Source organism: Mycolicibacterium pyrenivorans, from assembly GCF_025821625.1.
GTDB classification, from domain to species: domain Bacteria; phylum Actinomycetota; class Actinomycetes; order Mycobacteriales; family Mycobacteriaceae; genus Mycobacterium; species Mycobacterium pyrenivorans.
The window spans coordinates 41,883-60,303 of record NZ_JACKSH010000028.1; the positions used below are offsets into that span (position 1 = coordinate 41,883).

The 18,421-nt window shown below is 65.2% G+C and carries 25 protein-coding genes and 1 pseudogene; 9 read left to right on the plus strand and 17 right to left on the minus strand.

Annotated features, from left to right (window positions below; translation table 11 throughout):
• Positions 1-100 precede the first annotated feature (100 nt).
• A complete protein-coding gene (locus tag H7I57_RS05130) occupies positions 101-775 on the plus strand; it encodes a GGDEF domain-containing protein (protein ID WP_264022270.1) in 675 nt (224 codons plus the stop codon).
• On the opposite strand, the gene H7I57_RS05135 is transcribed toward H7I57_RS05130, so the two are convergent.
• Positions 727-1,959 (minus strand): FAD-dependent monooxygenase, encoded by a 1,233-nt coding sequence (locus H7I57_RS05135; protein ID WP_264022271.1) that lies wholly within the window; start codon positions 1,957-1,959, stop codon positions 727-729. The two genes, H7I57_RS05130 and H7I57_RS05135, sit on opposite strands and share 49 nt — an antisense overlap.
• A gap of 74 nt (positions 1,960-2,033) precedes the next feature.
• Between H7I57_RS05135 and H7I57_RS05140 the strand changes: the two genes are divergently transcribed.
• From H7I57_RS05140 to H7I57_RS05150, 3 genes are all read left to right on the plus strand, one after another.
• A complete protein-coding gene (locus tag H7I57_RS05140; protein WP_264022272.1) occupies positions 2,034-2,576 on the plus strand; it encodes a TetR/AcrR family transcriptional regulator in 543 nt (180 codons plus the stop codon).
• Positions 2,577-2,856: 280 nt separating this feature from the next.
• Complete coding sequence (locus H7I57_RS05145) at positions 2,857-3,828, plus strand: helix-turn-helix domain-containing protein (RefSeq protein WP_264022273.1); 972 nt, start codon at positions 2,857-2,859, stop codon at positions 3,826-3,828.
• A 69-nt stretch (positions 3,829-3,897) separates the two neighbouring features.
• Positions 3,898-5,400 carry a class I adenylate-forming enzyme family protein gene (locus tag H7I57_RS05150; RefSeq protein ID WP_264022274.1) on the plus strand — a complete coding sequence of 501 codons (1,503 nt, stop codon included), beginning with the start codon at positions 3,898-3,900 and terminating at the stop codon, positions 5,398-5,400.
• A 6-nt stretch (positions 5,401-5,406) separates the two neighbouring features.
• Here H7I57_RS05150 and H7I57_RS05155 read toward each other — a convergent pair whose 3' ends face one another.
• The gene (locus tag H7I57_RS05155; protein WP_264022275.1) at positions 5,407-5,835 is read right to left on the minus strand and encodes a pyridoxamine 5'-phosphate oxidase family protein; all 429 of its coding nucleotides are present in this window, start codon (positions 5,833-5,835) and stop codon (positions 5,407-5,409) included.
• 89 nt (positions 5,836-5,924) lie between these two features.
• Between H7I57_RS05155 and H7I57_RS05160 the strand changes: the two are divergent.
• Both H7I57_RS05160 and H7I57_RS05165 read left to right on the plus strand, forming a co-directional pair.
• Positions 5,925-6,080: pseudogene (locus H7I57_RS05160) on the plus strand (LLM class F420-dependent oxidoreductase); the annotation flags it as partial.
• A 7-nt stretch (positions 6,081-6,087) separates the two neighbouring features.
• The gene (locus H7I57_RS05165) at positions 6,088-7,656 is read left to right on the plus strand and encodes a recombinase family protein (protein WP_264022276.1); all 1,569 of its coding nucleotides are present in this window, start codon (positions 6,088-6,090) and stop codon (positions 7,654-7,656) included.
• Here H7I57_RS05165 and H7I57_RS05170 read toward each other — a convergent pair.
• The 15 genes from H7I57_RS05170 to H7I57_RS05235 all read right to left on the minus strand — a co-directional run bounded on the left by H7I57_RS05170 (position 7,653) and on the right by H7I57_RS05235 (position 14,943).
• Complete coding sequence (locus H7I57_RS05170; protein ID WP_264022277.1) at positions 7,653-8,033, minus strand: phage tail termination protein; 381 nt, start codon at positions 8,031-8,033, stop codon at positions 7,653-7,655. The two genes, H7I57_RS05165 and H7I57_RS05170, sit on opposite strands and share 4 nt — an antisense overlap.
• An 11-nt stretch (positions 8,034-8,044) precedes the next feature.
• Positions 8,045-8,335 carry a hypothetical protein gene (locus H7I57_RS05175; RefSeq protein ID WP_264022278.1) on the minus strand — a complete coding sequence of 97 codons (291 nt, stop codon included), beginning with the start codon at positions 8,333-8,335 and terminating at the stop codon, positions 8,045-8,047.
• A gap of 29 nt (positions 8,336-8,364) precedes the next feature.
• Positions 8,365-8,766 (minus strand): Gp19/Gp15/Gp42 family protein, encoded by a 402-nt coding sequence (locus H7I57_RS05180; protein ID WP_264022280.1) that lies wholly within the window; start codon positions 8,764-8,766, stop codon positions 8,365-8,367.
• Positions 8,766-8,912 carry a hypothetical protein gene (locus H7I57_RS05185; RefSeq protein ID WP_264022281.1) on the minus strand — a complete coding sequence of 49 codons (147 nt, stop codon included), beginning with the start codon at positions 8,910-8,912 and terminating at the stop codon, positions 8,766-8,768. Before H7I57_RS05185 ends, H7I57_RS05180 begins: the two co-directional genes overlap by 1 nt.
• Positions 8,899-9,120, minus strand: a complete 222-nt coding sequence (locus H7I57_RS33705) for an HNH endonuclease (RefSeq protein ID WP_372510127.1) — start codon at positions 9,118-9,120, stop codon at positions 8,899-8,901. The genes H7I57_RS05185 and H7I57_RS33705 overlap by 14 nt, the downstream gene beginning before the upstream one ends.
• 184 nt (positions 9,121-9,304) lie before the next feature.
• The gene (locus tag H7I57_RS05190) at positions 9,305-9,526 is read right to left on the minus strand and encodes a hypothetical protein (protein ID WP_264022283.1); all 222 of its coding nucleotides are present in this window, start codon (positions 9,524-9,526) and stop codon (positions 9,305-9,307) included.
• Positions 9,526-9,816: a hypothetical protein gene (locus tag H7I57_RS05195; protein WP_264022284.1), complete on the minus strand. Its 291-nt coding sequence runs from the start codon at positions 9,814-9,816 to the stop codon at positions 9,526-9,528. The genes H7I57_RS05190 and H7I57_RS05195 overlap by 1 nt, the downstream gene beginning before the upstream one ends.
• A gap of 689 nt (positions 9,817-10,505) precedes the next feature.
• Positions 10,506-11,342 carry a phage major capsid protein gene (locus H7I57_RS05200; RefSeq protein ID WP_264022285.1) on the minus strand — a complete coding sequence of 279 codons (837 nt, stop codon included), beginning with the start codon at positions 11,340-11,342 and terminating at the stop codon, positions 10,506-10,508.
• Between the two features lie 175 nt (positions 11,343-11,517).
• On the minus strand, positions 11,518-11,970 hold the full coding sequence (locus H7I57_RS05205; protein WP_264022286.1) for a hypothetical protein: 453 nt from the start codon (positions 11,968-11,970) through the stop codon (positions 11,518-11,520).
• Complete coding sequence (locus tag H7I57_RS05210; protein WP_264022287.1) at positions 11,967-12,368, minus strand: hypothetical protein; 402 nt, start codon at positions 12,366-12,368, stop codon at positions 11,967-11,969. Before H7I57_RS05210 ends, H7I57_RS05205 begins: the two co-directional genes overlap by 4 nt.
• A complete protein-coding gene (locus H7I57_RS05215; RefSeq protein ID WP_264022289.1) occupies positions 12,365-12,580 on the minus strand; it encodes a hypothetical protein in 216 nt (71 codons plus the stop codon). Before H7I57_RS05215 ends, H7I57_RS05210 begins: the two co-directional genes overlap by 4 nt.
• A complete protein-coding gene (locus tag H7I57_RS05220; protein WP_264022290.1) occupies positions 12,577-12,762 on the minus strand; it encodes a hypothetical protein in 186 nt (61 codons plus the stop codon). Before H7I57_RS05220 ends, H7I57_RS05215 begins: the two co-directional genes overlap by 4 nt.
• A 127-nt stretch (positions 12,763-12,889) precedes the next feature.
• Positions 12,890-13,495 carry a hypothetical protein gene (locus H7I57_RS05225; protein ID WP_264022291.1) on the minus strand — a complete coding sequence of 202 codons (606 nt, stop codon included), beginning with the start codon at positions 13,493-13,495 and terminating at the stop codon, positions 12,890-12,892.
• Entirely contained in the window at positions 13,488-13,730 is a 243-nt protein-coding gene (locus H7I57_RS05230) for a hypothetical protein (RefSeq protein WP_264022292.1), read from the minus strand. The genes H7I57_RS05225 and H7I57_RS05230 overlap by 8 nt, the downstream gene beginning before the upstream one ends.
• Positions 13,731-14,424: 694 nt before the next feature.
• Positions 14,425-14,943: a hypothetical protein gene (locus H7I57_RS05235; protein WP_264022293.1), complete on the minus strand. Its 519-nt coding sequence runs from the start codon at positions 14,941-14,943 to the stop codon at positions 14,425-14,427.
• A gap of 331 nt (positions 14,944-15,274) precedes the next feature.
• Between H7I57_RS05235 and H7I57_RS05240 the strand changes: the two genes are divergently transcribed.
• From H7I57_RS05240 to H7I57_RS05250, 3 genes are all read left to right on the plus strand, one after another.
• The gene (locus tag H7I57_RS05240; protein WP_011767782.1) at positions 15,275-15,895 is read left to right on the plus strand and encodes an RNA polymerase sigma factor; all 621 of its coding nucleotides are present in this window, start codon (positions 15,275-15,277) and stop codon (positions 15,893-15,895) included.
• A gap of 90 nt (positions 15,896-15,985) precedes the next feature.
• Positions 15,986-17,446 carry a DDE-type integrase/transposase/recombinase gene (locus H7I57_RS05245; protein WP_013470158.1) on the plus strand — a complete coding sequence of 487 codons (1,461 nt, stop codon included), beginning with the start codon at positions 15,986-15,988 and terminating at the stop codon, positions 17,444-17,446.
• Entirely contained in the window at positions 17,443-18,258 is an 816-nt protein-coding gene (locus tag H7I57_RS05250; RefSeq protein ID WP_011767780.1) for an ExeA family protein, read from the plus strand. Before H7I57_RS05245 ends, H7I57_RS05250 begins: the two co-directional genes overlap by 4 nt.
• Positions 18,259-18,421: the final 163 nt, after the last annotated feature.

Genomic DNA, 18,421 nt, shown 5'->3' on the forward strand with positions numbered 1-18,421 from the left:
GCATACGGATGTAGGGCGAAAGGCCCTCGCCGCTGCTGAGTCTTCTTCGCAAATCTCGTCTGAACATCGGTACGTCCGATTGGACGGCACTACGATCTGGATGCAGCACAATGCCGTTCTGGTGCCCGGAGCGCACGGTGCCGACGACGTGATCGTCGCTCAGTTCCAGGATGTGGCCGCCCGCAGAGAGGCCGAAACGGAGTTGGCCAGAATGGCGGTGACGGATTCGCTCACCGGCCTGAACAACCGCCACGCCCTGGAGGAGTGCGTACAAAGGCACGGCGACGTGCGACTGGGCGCCTCGGTCGGCATCATCTTCGTCGACCTCGATGGGTTCAAGGACGTCAACGATGCACACGGGCACGTGGCAGGCGACGCGGTGCTGATCGAAGCGGCGGCCCGGTTGACGGACGTGGCACCGGAATCCAACTCGGTATTCCGTTTGGGCGGAGACGAATTCGTGGTGCTGGTTCCCTCTGCGGAATCGGCGGGCTCCGTCGCTGAACTCGCGGGTCTCATCGGCCAGGTGATGGACGGACGCTACGAGATCGCCCCCACGCCGGTGACGGTCGCCGCATCGGTCGGATGCGCCTACGGGCCTGCCGACGATGTGGAAGCGCTGATGCGGATCGCGGACTCGAACATGTATGAACACAAAGCGCGGCGCAGGAGGAGCAGGGGTGGTCAGCACGGATTCGTGACCGCCCTGCCTCACCCACGCTCTGCCTATGAGGCCGGTGGGTGCGTTGACCGCCGATTCGTCGCCGACGAGTAGTCCGGCACGAGCATCGAGTCGTAGAGCCGAATTCCCTTGTCGTTGAGGCGCGCGACGGCCCGTGTCAGTGTCGGCGGTAGCACCGACACTGCCCGCGCGACGCCGATGAGAGCCCTGACGCCCCACTGGCTTCCGGGCACGATGGTCTTGGCGTTGACCCTGGCCAGCGACCGGCTGTGAAGCACCGGCTGCTCCATCCGGCGCTCATATGCGGCGAAAGCCGCGGCGTGATCGCCACGCGCGCAGACGAGCTCGTTGGCCAGCACATACGCGCCGTAGACCGCGAGGCTGGTGCTACCTCCCACCGCGGGGCCAGGGCAATAGCCGGCGTCGCCGACCAAGGTCACGCGCCCCCTCGACCACGTGCTCATCTCGAGTTGGGTGATGGCGTCGAAGTAGAACGCGGGCGTGACGTCGACCTCGTCGAGCCAGCGGTCGACCTCCCTGCCCATCCCGGCGAACGCGGACCGCAGCTGGTCGCGTTGGCGAGCGCCGTCGCGGTGGTCGTAGTCCAGTGGCAGCTCGGGCCGGAACAGGAACACCGCACGGGCGTCGTCGAGGTGATCGGCGGTGTACACCATTGCCACGCGTCTCGGCTCGAAATAGCCGCTCATCTCACCCTCGCGGGCAAGCGATTTCGGCACCGACACGACGGCCAGGTAGCCACCCAGAAACGTCTCAGGGACGTCGTCGCCGAACACCAGTCGTCGAACGCCTGAATGCAGACCGTCGGCGCCGACGATGACATCGAATCGTCGATCACGGCTGTGCTCGAAGGTGACCTTTCCGTCGTGGGCGATGGAGGTGATCTGGTCGCCGAAGACGTACTCGGCGTTGTCGCGGCTCGCGTCGTAGTAGATCTCGCTCAGGTCGTCGCGCATGATCTCGACGTGCCGGTCGGACACGACACCGATGAGCTTGCGGTAGTCGATGCGCGCGGGTTCCGGTGCCCACGGCCGGTGGACGGCGAGCACCGTGGCGCCGGTCGCCCGTGCCTGCACGCGGGTCAACACGCCCATGCGCTCCGATATCTCCATGGCCGGGCGGAACAGGTCGACGGCATGACCGCCGGCCTTGCGCAACGCCGCCGCCCGCTCCACGACCGTCACGTCCCAGCCACTGCGGGCCAGCCAGTAGGCGACCACCGGTCCGGCGATGCTGGCGCCTGAGATCAGGACACGCATCGATCCTCCTTACTAAACGATCGGTAAGTGTGAGACGAGAGCTTACCGTCCGTTAAGTAAGTTAGGGTCATTCCATGACGAAACCGCCCGCCGGAACCCGGCACCGCATCCAGGAGGTGGCCCGGGACCTGTTCGCGCAGAAGGGGGTGCAACGCACCAGTCTGCAGGACATCGCCGACCGCCTCGGGATCACCAAACCCGCGCTGTATTACCACTTCCGGTCGCGCGAAGATCTCGTCCGCAGCATCCTGCAGCCGCTGATCGATGAGGGCGAGGCTTTCGTCGCCGACCAGGAGCGTCGCAGCGGAGGGCGCGCGACTCCGCGGGAGCTGTTGGAAGGTTATTTCGATTTCCATTTCAAGCATCGCGCCGACCTTCTGTTGGTCGTCTCCGAACTCACGACGCTCGCCGACCTGGGGCTCATCGACATTCTTCTGGCGTGGCGAGAGCGGTTGGGTCGCTTGGTGTTCGGGGGTAGTCCGACTCTCGAGCAGGAAACCCGCGCCGTCATCGCATTCGGCGGACTACAGGACTGCTGCCTGCAGTTTCCCGACACCCCGTACGAGGAACTCCGGCGGGCGACCATAGACGGCGCGATGGCGGCGCTGGGTCAGTAGGCGCTGGGTCAGTAGTCGCGCCCCGAGGGCAGCGCCCCGCGCACGGGTCGTGGACGGCTGTCGGTCGGACGGGCCCGCGACTCACGGGACGGGGGTAGGGCGTGCGCAAGTCCGTGTGCGGCGTGTACTCCGGCCCCGAGTTGAAGCAGCCAGTGAAATCTCCTTTGAGCCACCAGTTTCCAGCGGTTCGGACTCTTTTCGTAGAGCATGCTGGCAATCCTGCCGGGTATCGTCACCGCCGAACAGTGGCCCTAGTGCCGCTATTAGTTAAGATAGTGACATGCATTCGGTTGCCATCCTGGCGTACGACGGGATGTCGGGATTCGAGTCAGGACTGGCCGCGGAAATCTTCGGGATGACCGAGTTGTCCGCGATGTTCTCCTCTGGACTCCCGCAGCCCTGGTACTCGGTCAAGCTGTGTTCGGAAACCCCGGACATCAGGTTGGTCGGCGGTGCGACAGTGCGCACCTCGTACGGACTGGACGACCTCGCTGCTGCCGACACGGTGGTGATTCCCAGCGTCCGCGACGTCGCGGAACCCATGTCCCCGGACCTGCTCGACGCCATCAGCGCCGCCGATGACCGACAGGCGCGACTGGTGTCGATCTGCTCGGGTGCCTTCGCGCTCGCCGCGGCCGGCGTGCTCGACGGCCGGGCGGCGACGACCCACTGGATCTATGTGGACCTGCTCCGCGCGCGGTATCCCGACGTCGACATCGATCCGGCGCCGTTATACGTCGACAACGGGCGCGTGCTCACCAGCGCGGGTTGTGCCGCCGGCCTGGACTTGTGCCTGCACATCGTGCGGTCCGACCACGGGGTGCGCGTCGCCAACGACGTCGCACGCCGACTGGTGATCTCCCCACACCGGGCAGGCGGGCAAGCTCAGTACATCGACACTCCGGTGCCCGAGCCGACGACCGACGGCCAGATCGCCGCTGGAATGGCATGGGCGCTCGAGCATCTCGATGCACCGATCACGCTCGATGAACTCGCCGCACGATCGACGATGTCACGACGCAGCTACCTACGGCAATTCGCCAAGGCCACGGGCACGACACCGATGAAGTGGCTGACCGAGCAACGAATCCAGGCCAGCCTCGCGCTCCTCGAATCGTCGCCCTACTCGATCGAGCAGATCGCGACGCGGGTGGGCTTCGAGTCGCCGGTGACCTACCGGTACCACTTCGTCCGCCAGTTGCGCACCACGCCCAGCGAGTACCGCGGTTGCTTCACCGGAAAGACCGGCTGACGCTGCTCAGCCTGCCTCGCCCGCCGATGGGTGCGCCCCGGTGAACGTTCCACAGCAGGGCGCGCCACAATGGGACCCGTGCCCGAAAGCTTTACCGAAAGGTTCGCGGCAGGTCTGGCGAGCTACGGCGACCGGCAATGCATCGAGTTCGACGGCCGCTGGTACTCCGGCGCTGAGGTCACGGCATACGCCGACGCGCTCGCCTCGGCGCTGGACGACGCCGACGTCGCCGACGACGCACCCGTGGGTTTGGTGGTCCGCAACCGGCTCCACCACGCCGCCGCGATCATCGGCTTTCTCGCCGCGGGCCGCCCTGTCTCGATGATCTATTCCTTCCAGTCGCCGGAAGCGATCGGCCGAGATGTCGAGAAGCTCGAACTGTCGGCCATCGTGGCCGACCGCGAGGACTGGACGGGCGAGGTCATCGCCGCCGCGAAGCGCGCATGCAGCGCGGGCCTCGCGATCTCACTGACCACGCCGTTCGTCACGACCGTCGCGGGGCTGGAACGCCGCGACGGATCGCGTCGTCATGCCGAAGCCGAACCCGGTGTGGCCCTGCAGATTCTCTCCAGTGGGACGACCGGACCTCCGAAGAGGCAAGCCATCAAGGCATCTGTGCTGGAACGAACGGTGTTCAGCGTGACCAGCGGTGAAGCGGCGCCACCCGATGCGCCGCCGGAGTTCGCGTACTGGCAGTTCGGTGGAATCGGGGTCTGTCAGCTCATCGCCGGCGTGTACAACGGCCGGCGGATCGCGATGCTCGAACGGTTCACGGTGGAGGGCTGGGTCGACGCGATCAAGAGGCATCGCATCGAGCGCAGCGGTGTGCAGCCGGCCGTCATCCGCATGCTGCTCGACGCCGACGTGCCCCAGGGAGACCTCGCGTCCCTGGAGTTCCTGATCAGCGCCTCGGGACCACTGGATCCCGAAACCAGGGACGAGTTCGAGCGGCGGTACGGGATACCGATCAGATTGGCTTATGGGGCAACTGAGTTCGCCGGCTCACTTTGTGCGTGGACACCCGAGATGCTGCGCGACTTCGGCGAGACCAAACGCAACAGTGTGGGTCGGGCACTGCCCGACACCGAATTGCGGATCGTCAACCCCGAGACAGGGACGGTCCTCCCCGTCGGTCAGCAGGGACTGCTGGAGGCCAAAGTCACACCGCTGGGCCCGGACTGGATCCGCACCACCGATATCGCCAGCGTCGACTCGGACGGCTTTGTGACCCTGCACGGCAGGGCCGACGGCGCCATCAACCGCGGTGGGTTCAAGATCTTGCCCGAAACCGTTCGCCGGGTCCTGATATCGCACCCCGGTGTCCGTGACGCCTGCGTGGTGGGGGTCCCAGATGCACGACTCGGAGAGGTGCCGTTCGCCGCGATCGAGATCGCCGCGGACACGGTCCCGCCCTCCGAAGACGAGCTCAAGGACCTGGTACGCGCAGCGCTTCCTGTGTACAACGTGCCGGTCGCCTTCGCCGCGGTCGACGCATTGCCGCGCAACCCCGCGCTCAAGGTGAGCCTGCCCGCTGTCGCTGCCCTCTACTCAGGTGTTGCCAGCAGCCAGTAGCTCTCGCTATTGGAAGGAGCCCATGTCGGCTGACAGCCAGTGCTCGGGTTTGACATACACGGCGACGCTCTCGCCGTGCTCCCGGCGCGCGACCTCGAGGTAGGCGTCCACCTGTTCTGGGGCAAGGTAGCGCTTGCTCATCTCGACGAGTTGATCGTCGCTACCCGGCTCGATACGAAGGACGGGGCCGTCCACTGCTACGTAGCGGACGCTGGGTTCTACACGCTCGACCATCAGCGACAGATAGCCGCTTGATTCGATCAATTTGTGCTTGCGGGAACCGGCACCCGTGATGAACCACGGATCACCGCCCGGGGCGTACTGATACCAGATCGGCACCGTCAAGGGACCGCGATCGGTGCCGGCGCGTACCGACAATGCCGCGATGTGCGCTTCGGCCAGGAACTGCTCTCTTTCGTCTTTGGAAAGTGCCATGCAACCACGCTACGCAGCGACTCTGACACCGTCAGGTCGTCGGCCGCGCCTCGTTCCACATCGCGGCGGCGGCCCCTAGAGTCGGGAAGATGCGCTTCGGATTGTTCATCCCGCAGGGTTGGCGGCTCGACCTGGTCGGAATCGACCCCAGTGACCAGTGGCGGGCGATGTCCGATCTCGCCACCTACGTCGATCAGGACGGCGCCTGGGACTCACTGTGGGTGTACGAACACTACTATACACTCCGTAACCATGACCACAAGTTCAGTCCGCGCCATCGTCGGCGCTCGCGTGTCCATCTTCAACGAAGGCAAAGAATCTCAGATCACGCAGCGCACCAAAGGCACTGCCTACGCCGAGTCTCAAGGCTGGACCGTAGTCGGCACGTTCGAGGATCTCGACGTGTCCGCGATCAAGAGGTCACCGTGGGAGCGGCCAGACCTCAAGGTCTGGCTGACCGAACGGGCTGAAGATTGGGACGCGCTGATCTTCGCCAAGACTGACCGCGTGTTCCGGTCGGCGAACGACTGCGTCAAGCTGGCTGAGTGGTGCAAGGACCACGGCAAGATCCTCGTCCTGGTGGACGACGGCATCAAGCTTGACTACTTCCACCCCGACAATGAGAAGGACGCATTCGCTGGCGCTATGTCCAAGGTGTTCCTGATCCTCGCGTCTGTGTTCGCCGAGATCGAAGGCCAGCGGTTCGTACAACGCGCTCTCGACCGCGTCACCCAATACCGGCATCAGCCGCGTTGGGCCTACGGGGTGCCGCCGTATGGGTTCCAGGTGGTCGACCGCCCCGAAGGCGGTAAGGCCCTCGGGCACGACCCGGAGGCGCAAGTGGTACTCCACGACATCGCCGCCAAACTGCTCAGCGGCGACTCTCTGACCCGGATCACGTCGGGGCTGAATGAAACAGGAGTGCTGAGCCCCGCAGAACGACTGCGCCAGCGCGCCGGTAAGCCTGCCAAGGGCTCCCGGTGGACGATCATCACGGTTCAGACGATCCTGTCCAACCCGGCAACGCAGGGGATCAAGACGGCGAAGGGCAAGCCTGTGCTCGACGCCGACGGGGAGCCGGTCATGGTGGGACCGGCGTCGTTCGATCCTGAGACGTGGGGCCGTATCCAGTCCGAGCTGGCGCAGCGCAGCCAGAGCGGACGCCAGCGCAGGCACTCGACTAACCCGCTGTTGGGTGTCGCCAAGTGTGGGGTGTGCGGTCGGAACATGCGGCATTTCCGCCGCACCAAAGGAGAACGGCACTACCGCTACTACATCTGCGGCGATTCACCCAAAGCCTGCCCCGGCGTTCTGGTCAACGCCGACGACGCAGAGCAGACGGTAGAGACGTCGTTTCTCCACGTCCACGCTGACCGCAGGATCAAGGAGCGCGTCTGGCAGGACGGCTCCGACCACTCTGCGGAGCTGGAGCAGACGAACCAGACGATTGCGGCTCTCCTGGAGGACCGCGCAATGGGCCTGTTCAACTCACCGGACGCCGCCGCGATGTACAGGCGGCAGGTCCAGTCCTTGGAGGCCAAGCGGGACTCGCTGGAGCAGGTGCCGGTAGTCAAGGCCGGATGGATCGATGTCGAGACGGACAAGACTTATGGCGCGGTATGGCCTGGCGCGACACCGGAGGAGCGCCGCAAGATGCTGGTCGACGCCGGGATGAAGTTGACGGTGAACGGCAGAAACGAGTACGGGACGTACATCGACTTGGACAAGGCTTTAGGCGAAGGTGCGGTAGGCAAGGAGCTGTTCGAGGAGATCGAGGCACGCGCTGCCGAGGAGCGCCGCAAGTGGGGAGTACCCAACTAGGCGGCTCGAAGGCCCAACCTGAGCTTGCCTTGCACGCTCCACGTATCAGGCAGCTCAGCGGGGCTCTGTGTGGCCCCCTGAGCCTCTCGAAGCGACTGGAGGTGTCCTAGCGCGTTAGGTACAACCGTCTGGTTGGCTACAGCCGCGTACAGCGCCTCTAGAGCGTCGTCGTACAGCTCCTCTGCCTCGATCAGGCCATCCGCCGAGACGGCCTCCATCGTGACCTCGGGGAGCGAGTGAATCGCGGGGTGGTTGGGGTTGCGGGTACCGCCTGCCCTGCGGATGACGACCATAGGGAAGGTCCGGTAGTCCGCGTCCGGGACGACGGAGACGACAGCGACACCGGGTAGGGCCTCCCGCAAGATCGGGAGGACCACCGATTGAGGTCTCACCTGCGAACCATGACGTACTCGGCCCGCGCTGTGCGCGGTGAGCCGTTATAGATCTTGGCGTCCCCGTCGATGGCGTATCGCTTTCCGTTCCACTCCACGGCGCTTTGTGCGCCGAGCAGATCGGGGTAACCGATCAATCGAAGGCGGTACTTCGACGTGGTGCCCTCGTCGTTCTCGGTCGAGCTGAGCGGCTGTACGACGGCGCGGCAGACGACTCCGACCGTGCCGGGTTTTGTCACCGTGTTGCCATCAGAGTCTGTGACGACGGCTTCCGGGTAGACGGTCACCTGATCAGTTCCACGGTTTAGAAGGCTCATCAGCCACCCGTCCCGAACGACGAACCCGATTGCGGCGCAACGAGGTTGGGAACGATAGAGAACATGCGGCTCGGCTTGATACCGAGCAACTCCCATTCGTGCGGCAGGATCTCGAGCTTGCCGCTGGCTGCGTTGCGGTCGAACTGATAGGAGTACTGGCCATCCGACTCCGAGGCATAACCCTCGGGGTTGCGGACGAGTCTCAGCACGGCCTCGGCCTCTATGTCGACCACGTCGGCCAGGTCGATCTCCTCGGCTGCGATCTGTTCTGCGAGATCCGGGACACGTCGAACGATCATGCGTTCGACCTGGGCCAGTCGTCGGGTGACTAGAGCGGTCTCCTCCGTCGTCAGCTCCCGCGCCAACAGCGCGGCCACATCGGCGGTTGATGCGTAAGACATCAGCGGCTCCTCTGGTAGTTGCGGGCGTACTTCGGCCGTCCCAGCGGTGCTGGGAAGAACGTCACCGGCGCTGGCACGCCGAACGTCTTGCACAGCGACGTGCTGCCCGAGGTCAAACCGGGCCGTGTTCCGTTACGTCTTGGCATTCTCTATCGCTCCTGGATGTCTCTGTGTGGGCCGTTTCGCCCGTGCTTTCAAGGCAGCCTTGCGGGCTGCTGATTCCTTAGCCGTCTTCTGCTTATGGCAAGTGCTGCATACACTTTGGAGGTTTTGCAACGAGTGATCGTTGCCTCTGCGGCGGTGGTCAACGTCGGTAGCCTTGCCGGTGCAACCGCGCCAACGGAGCTGGCACATGTGGCCGTCGCGACTGAGGGCCTGGCGGCGTCTGGAGTCCCAATCGGCGGGCAGACCGGCGCGGCGGTCGGAGGTCAACCAGTTGTGGTCAGGTCGACGGTCGGCGGTGCGGCCTCTGACGCACGGGGAGCACTTCCCGATCCGCGCGCGGTGCGGCTCTAGTTCGCGGTCGCAGAGTTTGCAGCTACCCAACAGCTCTCTCCAGCCGGTCGAGCAGTGCAGCCGTAGCGGGGTTGGACAGTGGCCCTGCGGCCTGCTTGGCCCGCATGTCTGCGAGGTACTCCGCGTGGGAGCGCGGGTCCGGGTTCGTGAGCCGCAGCCGGAAGAACTCAGCTACGGTCACGCCGGGAGACGATTTCAGGGCTGCCGTACGGCGGCGTCTGGTCTTGCGTGCAGCCTTGGACATCAGTCCTCCTCTGGCTCTGCGAAGTTCATCCGGGCAAGCAACTGGGCCAGGAGCCCGCGCTGGACGCGGGCCTCTGCGATGAACGGGGAGATGACTGGCTGGCCCATGCTGCCCTTGACGGTCAGCGGGGCCTCTGCGGCTGCCTCGTCTAGCTCGGCGATCTGATCAGCCGTCTTTGCGGCTTGAAACAGCAGTTCGCGGCGGTCTGGGTCGTGTTCGATGTCGAATACTGACGTGATTTCGCGCCACAGTTTGCGTCCGGGTTTACCTAAACCCGCAGGTGTACGCATGTTTTGTCCTAACTTACTGACTCTGAAAAATAGGGGTTTAAGTCTCATCGGATGGCAGACCCGCATAACCACACGGTCAGACCCCCCGGGGAGGGGGGATACGGGGTGGGGGTCCTACAGCAAACCCACGATGTGCACGTCGCAACGGCACTACCAGCAAGTACGGCTTCGCCTGGCAAGACGGAACAGCTACCGCTTTATGTTTGTCCACTGCTCATCAGTCATGCCTACAGACCTCGCTACCTCTTGCAGCTCGCTGTCTAGGTCTTGGTAGCGCGACCACGCATCTGACATCTCAACAGCGGCAAGCCATAGCTCGGTGGTGGTGGGACTCGGGCCTATCGCCTCGCACACCCGCTGCGCTCTCGCCTGCTGGCGCTCGATCAGTCTGCACAGTCCGGTGCAGTAGCCCCGGTCGGGCATGGTCACTGGTCTACCGCAGCTTTCGCGGCGGCATACATCGCTACGTGGCTTGACCGGCTTTCGTCGTGGACGCCTACGCCGCGTCGGGGTGGTTGATCGCTGATCTTCGATCATCGCGTGGGGCTCTCTCCTCTATGGCGGATGGGAAGACCAGAAGGGCACCCCGTAGGGTGCCCCTCCAGCCTCGTATTCAGTTGTGCCCGTTAGGGTTTAGATCAGGCGGCGTCGTCGGCTCCAGCGGAAGCTGGGGCCTCTAGCGGCGCTGCTTACGCAGCGTCGTACAGACGCACGACACCCGCAGGGTTGGCGAAGCCGAACCCGACGCGAGCCGTCGCACGCACCTGGACCGCGTCGTAGTCGAACGCCGCATCGATGGAGCGGATCACCTTGGTGCCGGTGCGCTGCACGACCATCACCTGAGAACCGTCCAGGCCCCAAGCGTTGCCCGCCGCGACATCGGTGGACACCAGGACCGGGACACCGGCCAGGGTGACGCCGTCACCGACGCCGTTGACATCCAACAGTCCGGTATTGGCTCCGGTCGCGGTCTTCGCCTTCGACAGCGTCAGCGCGACATCGGGGGCCAGGATGAACACCGACAGCTCGGCACCATCGGCCAGGGCTGCCGCCTTCGCCTCGTGGAACGGATCCAGAGAGGTCAGCGTCACGGTGCCCGTGTCGACCACGTTGACACCGGCCAGCGAGAGCAGACCCGAGGGGCCGTTGGTCACGGTGTTACCGAAGAACGCGGCATCGATCTTCTTGGCGATGTTGCGGGCCAGCCCACGCCCGACCTGATCGGCCACTGCGGGGTTCGAGTCCTCCGCAGCTTCCGTGCTGATCTGCGTCAGGCCCTTGACAGCCTTCGGCGTCACGACCAACTCATCGGTCGTCGGGTCGGTCAGCGAGATCTGGGTGTTCTCGGCGTACCAGCCAACAGCGGGGTCGGCCTTAAGCATCGGGAAGCGGATCGTCTCGTTCTGAGTCGCGATCACAGTTCCGGCCTGGAAGGCCACCGACTTCTCGGCGATGACCAGATCGACCAGCTTGCCGTAGTCCTCGGGGGTCCAGCCGGTCTGGAGACCGGAGTTCAGTACTGCCATTGTGTTCCTCCTATGGAACGCAAACGGACCCCTAGCGTGTCGCTAGAGGCCCTGAAATGGATGGGTGAGTCACCGGGCCACGGACCCGGATCTAGTTGCCTCACAGAGGCTTTGGTTGAGCTAGGTAGTCGCCAACAGACGACGCGCTTACAGCTTCGCTGTCAAGCTGACCAGCTCAAGACTTGAGGAGATCTCCGAACGATGGGGAGCCCTTGGGCGGTCGACCGCCGAGACCCTGCGACGGGTCGTAGCCTGGGGTCATCTTCCGCAGACCGGGCCTCTCGGCCAGGATGGCGGCGACATCAGCGGCCACCTTCTCGGCGTCCACGTCGCCGTCTTCAGTGAGGTAGTCGGCCAGGTCGTTACCCGACAGCGAGAACAGGTCTGCCGGATGGCTCATGCCATCGGCTGCCAGTCGCTCGACCTCCCTGCGGTTCATCGCGTCCACACGTGCCTGTAGAGCGTCACGCTGGCCCTCGGCTTCGCGAAGCTGCAGCCTGTACCGCTGTTCGCGGGGCATCGGCTTTTCGTTGCCGTTCTCAGCGTCGGCGGTACTGCCACCTTGGGGGGTGGCCGTTTGGCCGTCAGGATCCGACTGCTCGGGTGAAACGGGGTTCTGTTCGGTCATGCTGTTGTCCAATCGAAGACGGAGCGCCACCCGGCGGGCAGGTAGTCGCTGGAAACGGTGGGTCTGCTGTAGAGCGGTAGGGTCGCCTTCCCGTGCGGGGTGTAATCCCCCGCCGTGGGCCACGTCCGAACCTCCGCGATGGTGACGCCTAGCCACTTTGAGATCTCGGACTCGGTCATCAGCGTCGGGGTGTTCTCGTCCACGCACTGCAAGCACATCCGGGTGTCGGCCCTGCCGTGCTTGTCGGTCGGAAACTCGGGTTCAGGCTTCCTGGCGCGACAGTCCTTGCACACCCGTGTTTTCTCTTGCACGGACACGCTGGTCAGAGCGTCGCCCGTTTCGAATACGGGGGTAGGGACCGCCGATAGGGGCCTGTCTAGGGTCTCGGTAGCGGTCATGCGTTGCTCCTCTTGCTGCGGCGCTCCCAGAGCGCGCGGCGCAGTTCAGTCGGGTCGGTGTCTGCGGGTAGTCCGAGGCGCTGGGCGGTAGCGGCTCGCTTCTCGGGATCTTCGGTCCACGGTGTGCCGCCGTTGGCGACCACAGCGGCCTCGTACGGCTTGCCGCACTTCTCGAACCACTCCTCGAACGTCTCGGGACGTTCCCAGCTCATTCGCTGCGGCCTGCCGCCACGTCGGCGGTGTCGAACGAATCGACCCAAGCGGTCACCTGCATGTGGTCGAACGGGTTAGGTCCGGTCCCGAAGTTCACGGCAGCGTCCGGGCCGACGTGGAAAGTCTTCGGCGGTGCGCCGAACTCTGCGGCGTCTCGGACGGCGTGCTCTAGTGCGTCCATGTGTGTGCTCTCTCCTCATTTGGTGGGTGTCAAGGCCAGCGGATGCTGGCCCAGATACGACGGGAGCCCCGGCGGTCAGGCCAGGGCTCCAGTCAGGTGCCGACTCGAAGTCGGCGATGCGGGGTCTTCAGTTGCCGCAATCGCAGGGCTGCGATTTGTCACAGAACGGGTCGACGCGGCACGGTGCGAACTCTGGGACCGTGCGCTCTGGCGCACCCTTGGGAACCCTGCGCTGTGGCGCATGGTTGAACTCAGTAGTTATTCCGGTTGCGGGAAGATCAGCCCCCGATCCCCAAGGATCGGGAACCCTGCGCTGTAGCGCATGGTTCTCTTCTGGAGTAGTTCCTATGAACTTCTCTTGAGGAGAAGTTCTAGGAGTAGTAGGGGTGCGCTGTGGCGCATGGTTACCGTGCGCTGTAGCGCATGGTCCACCCCCAACCATGTGCTGTGGCGCATGGTTCGGATAGGTCAGCCGGTAGGTGTTCGCCCTGCCGGATGAGTTGCCGCTCTCGACAACTTCCAGCCAGCCAGCCGCGACGTTGGCGGCGATCTGCTCCCGCACTGTCCGCTCTTTGATGCCTGTGTCCTGGACTAGCGTTTCCGCCTTGACCCAACCGGTCAAGGTGGTGTTGTCCATGTAGGTGCGGATGGCGTTGACGACGGTGCGCTGTAGCTTGCGGTCGCCGTTGCGGTTGTACGCCTGGTCCCACGCGATGATCGGCAACTTAGCCATCGGTGCGGGCCTCAAGCTCGATGCGGAGCGCGGCACGCTCCCGGCGGAGCTGGACGTTCTCATCGCGGAGCTTCCGCAGTTTCTTCTGCCAGCTCGACGGCAAGCCCTGGTCGGCGAGATGTAGTTGAGCCTTCATCCGACCGTTCTCGTCCCGCAGCTTGGCGCGGTCCTGGCGCAGGTGCTTAATGTGCTCCTGCCAGTGCTCGGGGAGGTCGGTAAGTGGTGGGTGTGACATGGTGTTCCTTCATTTGGGTTGCCTGCCGCCTGGGCAGGTCTACGGGGCTCTCAGCGGTCGCTGGAGCGGTGTCTCACCCCTGTGGGGTGATGTCTACGAGGAGCGCGCTACGCGCTCAGCAGGGCCTCTATCTGGGCCAGCCGTGCGAGCTTGACCCTGACATCGGCACGATGCCGGCGGTTGTTCAGCCGGTGACATTCCCGGCAGCGGCCTTGTGTGTTCCGGTCGGCCTGCGACCGGATGGCGTGTCCGTGGGTGCAGTAGGACATGGTGCTTTTCTTTCTTCGGTCGCCGCCGACGACCGATCACTTGATGTGGAAGCGACGCCACCGACGCCGCATGTGCCCGAGTACGTTTCCGGGCCGTGAAAAAGGCCCCGACCGTCGTGGTCGAGGCAGAAGCATGGCCCCGGAGCCCAACAAGGCGAGATAGGAACCTTGACGCAGAGCGTCACTCCGGGGTTAGGGACGGGCTCATGGCTCACGTCCAGCCGACGATCCCACCAAGGTGTCGGCGAAGTTCGTGACGGTCGGGAGGTGAGAGCCATGACCGACCGTCAACAGGTGCCACGGGTGTTGGACACCGTCTCGCGTACGAGGCGCACCGGGACGGGTGCGCTCTCAAGCACGCAAGATCACTGGGGCCTCTTGGCCCCTCGCTGATAATAGTTATTCGATGTGCGACTAATAACCGGTCAGACTCGGTCGTACGGCGAGCGCATACCTCGCCGCTGCCGGTACCGGGATGCCGCTTCGCGGTCCTCCTGTGCCCACTTCGCCCGGTCAGCCGCTTCGTCAGCCGCTTGCGCTTCGCTCCATGACGGCCTCCCATCTGCGTTGGACTCCGCTTCATCGCGGGCCATCTCCCGCTTGTCCGCGATGCGCTCGCGGTCAGCTTTCCGCTTCGCAGCGGATCGACGCTGTAGCGATTCCTCGCGCCGACGCTCACGGCAGCCGTCGCAGAGTGCAGGCCACCGGCCACGCCAACCGGCGTTGCCCTTGCCTCTGAACTCCTCGCTGGATACGTCTCGGACCTCAAGCACTACGTCGTCACACACTTCGCACGCGCCCCGGTAGATGCGCCTCCCGGCGACTTCGTTCACATGGCCGTGCTTCGTCTCCCAGAACCTCAGCTCGCGCTTCTGCGGATCTCGACTGGCGTACATCGGCTTCGCGTCCTGGTTCCGCTTGAACCGATCGGTGCGCTTGTACATCGAGTACGGCATCATCCGGCGAACGGGCACAAAGTTGTTGACCGTCTCTCGGGATGACGACGACGGGGTATGCGGTCGTCATTGAGCGTGCTGATGTGGCCTGTGGCGCCGTCGTCGGGTTGATCTTGTTCGGTGTTGACCGTCTCTCGGGATGACGACGACGGGGTATGCGGTCGTCATTGAGCGTGCTGATGTGGCCTGTGGCGCCGTCGTCGGGTTGATCTTGTTCGTGTGCACCGTCAGTGTGACGAGGAACTGATGGGTGCGCGGCACCTCGCTGAAGTCTTGGCGGGCTTGGCGAGGTGCCGCGCTGTAGTGCTCGGAGGCACTGATGGTGACGGTAGAGGTCGATCGTGTCTGCGTCGAGTCGCGGCTGGTTGGTGGGGCGATTTCCTGCCCGGCTTGTCCGGACGGGGTGTTGGGCGGCTGGGGGTATGCCCGCGCCCGCCACGTCGAGGGACTCGATGATCGGGTGCGGCCGCGCCGGGCCCGGTGCCGCTCCTGTCTGGTCACTCATGTGTTGTTGCCGGTCACCATGCTGTTGCGCAGAGCGTATGCGGCCGAGCGGGTTTGGATGGCGCTGTCGGCGCGGGCTGAGGGGGTAGGGCATCGCGGGATCGCTGCCCGACTGCAGGTACCGCCGTCGACGGTGCGGGGCTGGCTGCGGCGGGCTGGGCAGCGTCTGGAGTCGATGAGGACGTGGTTTCTCACGGTGGCGGTGGGTACGGGGATCGATGTGATGATCCCCGACGGGCTCGGCTGTGGTTGGCGCGATGTCGTGGCGGCGGTGATGGTCGCCGCGTCGGCGATCGGGCAGCGGTTCGGGCCGGCCGGGTTGCTGGGCGTGGTGACGCCGGCGCTGGTGGTGGTGGCCGTCAGCGGCGCTCGACTGTTGGCGCCTGGGTGGCCGCCGATGTCATCGGCGGTGCCGTGCAACACCAGTTGCCCCTGACGCACAGTCAGGTGATCGGTGATCCTCGCCAGGGCGCCTGCCCGACAGACGGTTTCGGGTGGGGCCATCGAGTGTGAGGAGGGCACTGCGGTGTCGTTGGAGGACCACAAGCGTCGGGAACGGGCGAATGCGATCGGGTTGTTCCGCTATCAGGTGATCTGCCCCGCGCTGGAAGAGGGGCTCTCGACCCGGCAGCGGGGCCGGGTAGTCCGTGAGATCGCCGGCCGTCGCCATATCGACCCGTTCGGCACCCAGGTCCAGATCGCGCGGGCCACCCTGGACCGCTGGATCCGGCGCTACCGCGGCGGCGGGTTCGAAGCGCTGGTCCCTGAACCGCGCCGGCTGGCCACCCGCACCGATGTCCAGGTGCTGGAGTTGGCCGCCTCGCTCAAACGGGAGAACCCGGCCCGCACCGCCGCGCAGGTGGCCCGGATTCTGCGCACCGCGACTGGGTGGGCGCCCTCGGAATCGACGCTGCTGCGCCACTTCCATCGGTGTGAGCTGATGGGCCCGGCCGCAGGTCAGAGCGCTGAGGTGTTCGGGCGGTTCGAAGCCCCCGACCCGAATGAACTGTGGGTCGGCGATGCCCTGCACGGCCCGCGGGTCGGGGACCGCAAAACCTACCTCTTCGCGTTCCTCGACGACCATTCTCGGTTGGTGGTCGGGCACCGCTTCGGGTTCGCCGAAGACACCGTGCGCCTGGCGGCGGCGTTGAAGCCGGCGTTGGCTGCTCGCGGAGTTCCCGCCTCGATCTATGTCGACAACGGGTCCGCGTTCGTCGATGCGTGGTTGCTGCGGGCGTGCGCGAAACTCGGGATCCGGCTGGTGCATTCCGCGCCCGGTCGCCCGCAGGGCCGCGGCAAGATCGAACGGTTCTTCCGCACCGTGCGTGAACAGTTCCTCGTCGAGGTGACCGACACCACCGCTGAGGACCTCGCTGCGGCCGGGGTCGACCATGCTGGTGCGTTGTTGGAGCTCAACCGGCTGTTCATGGCCTGGGTTGAAACCGAATACCACCGCCGAATCCATACCGAGACCGGGCAATCCCCACTGGCCCGCTGGGAAGCCGGCTTCGACCGGCTCGGCCACCCTGCGGCGTTGCCGACCGCCGCGGATCTGACCGAAGCGTTCCTGTGGTCGGAGTTCCGGATAGTGACCAAAACCGCCACCGTCTCGCTGCATTCCAACACCTACCAGGTCGACCCCGCCCTGGTCGGGCGCCGGGTGGAACTGGTGTTCTCCCCGTTCGACCTGCAGGCCATCGAGGTCCGCGACCAGGACAGAAGCTACGGCCAAGCCATAGCCCACACGATCACCCGCCACGCCCACCCCAAAGCCCGACCCGAAATCAGCAGCCAGACACCGCCGGCAGCCACCGGTATCGACTACCTGGCATTGACCGCCGCGGCCCACCATGAGCAGCTGCGCGATGACGAACGCATCGGCTACCACGCCCTCTACGGCGCCCAGGCCACGGCCACCGATGACAATCAGCTTCCCGGTCAACTCGCGCTGCCCAGCCTCGATCACAAGGATGGGGTGTCGGCATGAGTATTCAACGACTGCAATCACATTGGGGCTTCTCGCGGATGCCGTTCGGACGCGATCTCGCGCCGTCGATGCTGCACCGCCACCCCGGACACAGCGAAGCGATCGCCCGAATCTCCTGGTGTGTGGACCAATGCGCCATCGGAGTCATCACCGGCGAAGTCGGCGCCGGCAAAACCGTGGCCATCCGCGCCGCCGCCACCGCGCTGGACCCAGCACGACACGTCATCATCTACCTGGCCAACCCCACCATCGGGGTGCGCGGCATGCTCACCCACATCGTGGCCGCCCTCGGCCACACCCCGGTCTTTCACACCGCACGCCTGGCACCCCAGGCCGCTGACGCCCTGGCCGCCGAGCACGCCGAACGCGGCCGCAGCCCCGTCCTGGTCGTCGATGAAGCCCACCTGCTCGACAACGGTCAACTCGAAGCGATCCGGCTGCTGACCAACCACGACATGGACTCCGGATCACCATTCGCTGTCGTGCTGGTCGGACAACCCACCCTGCGCCACCGGCTACGCCTGGGCGTGTTGGCCGCACTGGATCAACGCATCGCGGTGCGCTACACCCTGCCCGGCATGACACCGGCCGACACCGCCGACTACATCAACCACCACACCAAAATCGCCGGCCGCTCCGACGTGCTGTTCGCCGACGACGCGATCACGCTGATCCACAACGCCTCACGCGGGCACCCCCGCGCGGTCAACAACCTCGCTCTCCACGCCCTGACCGCGGCGTTCGCCGCCGGTCATTCCATCGTCGGAGAGAAAGCCGCACGCATCGCCATCAGCGAAACAGCAACCGACTGAACCCAAGTCGCTTCACCACGCCGACCACGGCGTCACCACGCCGACGACCCCGTCACCGAGCCCACCACGGCCCCGCTCACCACACCGAGCGGGGCCGTTCTCATAGCCCACCCATCATCACCGCCAATGACGCCGACATCCTCATCCATAGCGACGGGCAACA

Coding starts and splice junctions, on each gene's coding strand:
- H7I57_RS05230 (WP_264022292.1), bottom strand. CDS start 13,730: ATGTCACACCCACCACTTACCGACCTCCCCGAGCACTGGCAGGAGCAC.
- H7I57_RS05140 (WP_264022272.1), top strand. CDS start 2,034: ATGACGAAACCGCCCGCCGGAACCCGGCACCGCATCCAGGAGGTGGCC.
- H7I57_RS05235 (WP_264022293.1), bottom strand. CDS start 14,943: ATGTACAAGCGCACCGATCGGTTCAAGCGGAACCAGGACGCGAAGCCG.
- H7I57_RS05210 (WP_264022287.1), bottom strand. CDS start 12,368: ATGACCGCTACCGAGACCCTAGACAGGCCCCTATCGGCGGTCCCTACC.
- H7I57_RS05180 (WP_264022280.1), bottom strand. CDS start 8,766: ATGTCTTACGCATCAACCGCCGATGTGGCCGCGCTGTTGGCGCGGGAG.
- H7I57_RS05150 (WP_264022274.1), top strand. CDS start 3,898: ATGGGACCCGTGCCCGAAAGCTTTACCGAAAGGTTCGCGGCAGGTCTG.
- H7I57_RS05195 (WP_264022284.1), bottom strand. CDS start 9,816: ATGCGTACACCTGCGGGTTTAGGTAAACCCGGACGCAAACTGTGGCGC.
- H7I57_RS05250 (WP_011767780.1), top strand. CDS start 17,443: ATGAGTATTCAACGACTGCAATCACATTGGGGCTTCTCGCGGATGCCG.
- H7I57_RS05220 (WP_264022290.1), bottom strand. CDS start 12,762: ATGGACGCACTAGAGCACGCCGTCCGAGACGCCGCAGAGTTCGGCGCA.
- H7I57_RS05135 (WP_264022271.1), bottom strand. CDS start 1,959: ATGCGTGTCCTGATCTCAGGCGCCAGCATCGCCGGACCGGTGGTCGCC.
- H7I57_RS05165 (WP_264022276.1), top strand. CDS start 6,088: ATGACCACAAGTTCAGTCCGCGCCATCGTCGGCGCTCGCGTGTCCATC.
- H7I57_RS05155 (WP_264022275.1), bottom strand. CDS start 5,835: ATGGCACTTTCCAAAGACGAAAGAGAGCAGTTCCTGGCCGAAGCGCAC.
- H7I57_RS05130 (WP_264022270.1), top strand. CDS start 101: ATGCAGCACAATGCCGTTCTGGTGCCCGGAGCGCACGGTGCCGACGAC.
- H7I57_RS05185 (WP_264022281.1), bottom strand. CDS start 8,912: ATGCCAAGACGTAACGGAACACGGCCCGGTTTGACCTCGGGCAGCACG.
- H7I57_RS05215 (WP_264022289.1), bottom strand. CDS start 12,580: ATGAGCTGGGAACGTCCCGAGACGTTCGAGGAGTGGTTCGAGAAGTGC.
- H7I57_RS05145 (WP_264022273.1), top strand. CDS start 2,857: ATGCATTCGGTTGCCATCCTGGCGTACGACGGGATGTCGGGATTCGAG.
- H7I57_RS33705 (WP_372510127.1), bottom strand. CDS start 9,120: ATGTGCCAGCTCCGTTGGCGCGGTTGCACCGGCAAGGCTACCGACGTT.
- H7I57_RS05205 (WP_264022286.1), bottom strand. CDS start 11,970: ATGACCGAACAGAACCCCGTTTCACCCGAGCAGTCGGATCCTGACGGC.
- H7I57_RS05190 (WP_264022283.1), bottom strand. CDS start 9,526: ATGTCCAAGGCTGCACGCAAGACCAGACGCCGCCGTACGGCAGCCCTG.
- H7I57_RS05200 (WP_264022285.1), bottom strand. CDS start 11,342: ATGGCAGTACTGAACTCCGGTCTCCAGACCGGCTGGACCCCCGAGGAC.
- H7I57_RS05240 (WP_011767782.1), top strand. CDS start 15,275: ATGGTGACGGTAGAGGTCGATCGTGTCTGCGTCGAGTCGCGGCTGGTT.
- H7I57_RS05225 (WP_264022291.1), bottom strand. CDS start 13,495: ATGGCTAAGTTGCCGATCATCGCGTGGGACCAGGCGTACAACCGCAAC.